At 70.0% G+C, this 2299-nt stretch carries 3 protein-coding genes and 1 pseudogene; 1 reads left to right on the top strand and 3 read right to left on the bottom strand.

All coding sequences use genetic code 11. The annotated features are described in order from the left end of the window. A partial coding sequence (locus H0U68_RS12720; protein WP_296356116.1) for a hotdog domain-containing protein occupies window positions 1-254 on the top strand: 254 nt, incomplete at its 5' end. Between the two features lie 217 nt (window positions 255-471). On the opposite strand, the gene H0U68_RS12715 is transcribed toward H0U68_RS12720, so the two are convergent. From H0U68_RS12715 to H0U68_RS12705, 3 genes and pseudogenes are all read right to left on the bottom strand, one after another. Further along, window positions 472-1218, bottom strand: a complete 747-nt coding sequence (locus H0U68_RS12715) for an iron dicitrate transport regulator FecR (RefSeq protein WP_296356113.1) — start codon at window positions 1216-1218, stop codon at window positions 472-474. Beyond that, on the bottom strand, window positions 1215-2012 hold the full coding sequence (locus H0U68_RS12710) for a BPSS1780 family membrane protein (RefSeq protein ID WP_296356112.1): 798 nt from the start codon (window positions 2010-2012) through the stop codon (window positions 1215-1217). The genes H0U68_RS12715 and H0U68_RS12710 overlap by 4 nt, the downstream gene beginning before the upstream one ends. A 97-nt stretch (window positions 2013-2109) precedes the next feature. Further along, a pseudogene (locus tag H0U68_RS12705) lies at window positions 2110-2299 on the bottom strand (homoserine kinase); the annotation flags it as partial.

Below are 2299 nucleotides of genomic sequence, written 5' to 3'. Positions count from 1 at the left end.
TCGTGCACCTGTCGATGGACTTCCTGTCCGAGCTGCGCTGGCCCGGCGCGGTGACCATCGGCACGCGCGTGCTGTCGCTGGGCAAGAGCTCGGTCAAGCTGGAGCAGGGCGTGTTCCAGGAGGGCATCTGCGCGGCCGTGGCGCAGACATCGTTGGTGCTGATCGATTCCAAGCTGCGGCGTTCCACGGCTCTTTCACCGCAGGCAGTGAGCCGGCTGAGCGGCCTGCTGGTGTCGCAGCAGGAGATGGCTTGAGCTGCGAGGGCGCCTCAGCGCTCTGACGCACCGCGCGTCGCGTCAGGCGGCCCCAGCCCGATCAGCACAGCCACCGCAGAAAACGCCCACGCCCGGCACCGCCTGCCGCGACAGCCACCATGTCGGCGTTCCACCGGTGGCGCGCCAACATCGTCACTGCAAAGCCGCCCGCGTGCGGCTTTGCCGCGTGGTCGTCAAAGCCAGATGTACCCGACCCTCACTTCCCCTGCATCAACGGATGCGTCCCTTGCTCCATGTACCCCGCGCCGTCTTTCACGCCCTTGCGCCCGGCCATCTGCCAGGCCGTGCGCTGGTCCACCAGCCGCGCGAGGAAGTCCATTTCCTCGTCCGTGTGGTTGATCGCGGTGGCGGGCGTGAGCATGCGGCCGTTCTTCGCTTGCGCCTCGCCCCAGAACGACTGGTGGTACACCGCCTGCGACTGCGCAGCGTCGTTGCCGGCCTTCAGGTCCACCGTGCCGTAGCAGTTGCAAAAATAGCTGCGGTACCCCTGGTCGGAGAACACCTCGGTGTAGACGCCGGTGCCGCGGATGCCGGCGGTGATGGTGGGCGTCACGATCTGGCGGATGCGGCCCTTGCCCCAGACGCTGGCCACCGCGCCGGTCAGCAGGCGCAGCACGCTCACCGCATTCAGCGTGTCGCCGCGCTCCACCGTCAGGCGCGAGTTCTGCCGCACCTGGAAGGCGCTGTTGCCGATGACGAAAACCAGCGAAGAGCCCGGGCCGGTTTCCAGGCGGTCGCCGGTCTGCACCGTGCCCTGCGTTCGCAGCCGCTCGCCGTTGATGGTGGCGTCGCCCAGCAGCTCCACCACGTTGCCGCGCTGCTGCGCCTGCGCGGCGGCCCAGCCGCCCGCGCCGGTCCAGGCCGCGGCCGCGCGCAGGAAGCCGCGGCGCCGGAACCAGAGCAGCTCGTTGTCGGTACGGCCCTGCAGCGTGTGTGTCGTCATGGAACATCCCCTCCGGGTGGTTGTCGTTGTGCCTGTTCTTCTGCCTCGTCATCCGCGGCGAAGCAGTCGCGGAAGGTGAAATACATGGACGTGGAGAACATCGCCGCCAGCAGCAGCACGGTGGGCATCATGACCGAACGCACGCCCTCGCCGCCGCCCAGCGCCACGCCCAGCATGCCCAGCACCAGCGACACCCCCAGGAACACGCCGCCCCACAGCACGCCGTAGACGGTGAAGGCACCGATGTTGCGCAGGCAGGCCACGGCGCTGAAGAACAGGCTTTTCGCGGGCGGCACGCCGTGCCAGTGCACCAGCGCCGGCGCGTGCCAGAACAGCAGGAACAGCGGCGCGTGCAGCACCAGCGCGATCAGCACCGAGGCATCCAGCTGCGGCCCGCCCGCGGCATCCGCGCCCGGCGCCGCCACCGTCAAGGGCCCGCCGATCAGCGCGGCCAAGCCGGTGGCCAGCAGCGAACCGACCGTGTAGATCACGCCCAGCACCAGCATGGCGCGGGCGCGCTGGCGCCCCGCGCGGAACGCGCTGAGCAGCACGGTGGGCAGCGGGAACTTGCCCTTGGTGGCCTCCGCCGTCGCCGCCATCAGCCCCAGCGTCATGGCAGGAACCAGCATGCCGCCGATGATCGGGCCGATCACCGGCACCTGCGACACCAGCAGCATGGCCGCCATGTACAGGAAGAACAGGCCGGCCAGGGCGAGCGGCTGCCGAAAGAAGGTGCGGATGCCGAGCTTGACCCAGAGGACACCGGTGCGTGCGGGAACGAGGTTGAGTTTCACGTGCTGGTACGTTGCTGGGTCGGTTGTGGATGCACGGACTGGCGGGCGCCCGGGCTGCGCGGGGCGGCGGAACGTGACGAATTTAACGCAAGCCGCGTCAGAGGCCGACCGGCTGCGCGATCCGCTGGCGCAGAACGCGCTCGAAATGGGTCGGGTCGTGGGGCTTGAGCAGGCTGGCTTCGCGCGGCAGGTGCAGGTCCCACAGGCGCGACACCCAGAAGCGCAGCGCGCCGGCGCGTGCGGCGGCGGGCAGCAGGCGGCGTTCGGCGGCGGCCAGCGGCCGCACG

Origin of the sequence: Ramlibacter sp., from assembly GCF_013697775.1 — a bacterium.
Classification (GTDB): domain Bacteria; phylum Pseudomonadota; class Gammaproteobacteria; order Burkholderiales; family Burkholderiaceae_C; genus Ramlibacter.
The sequence above is the reverse complement of the archived record's forward strand: the minus strand, read 5'-3'. Positions and strand labels throughout refer to the sequence as shown.

Coding starts and splice junctions, on each gene's coding strand:
- H0U68_RS12715 (WP_296356113.1), bottom strand. CDS start 1,218: ATGACGACACACACGCTGCAGGGCCGTACCGACAACGAGCTGCTCTGG.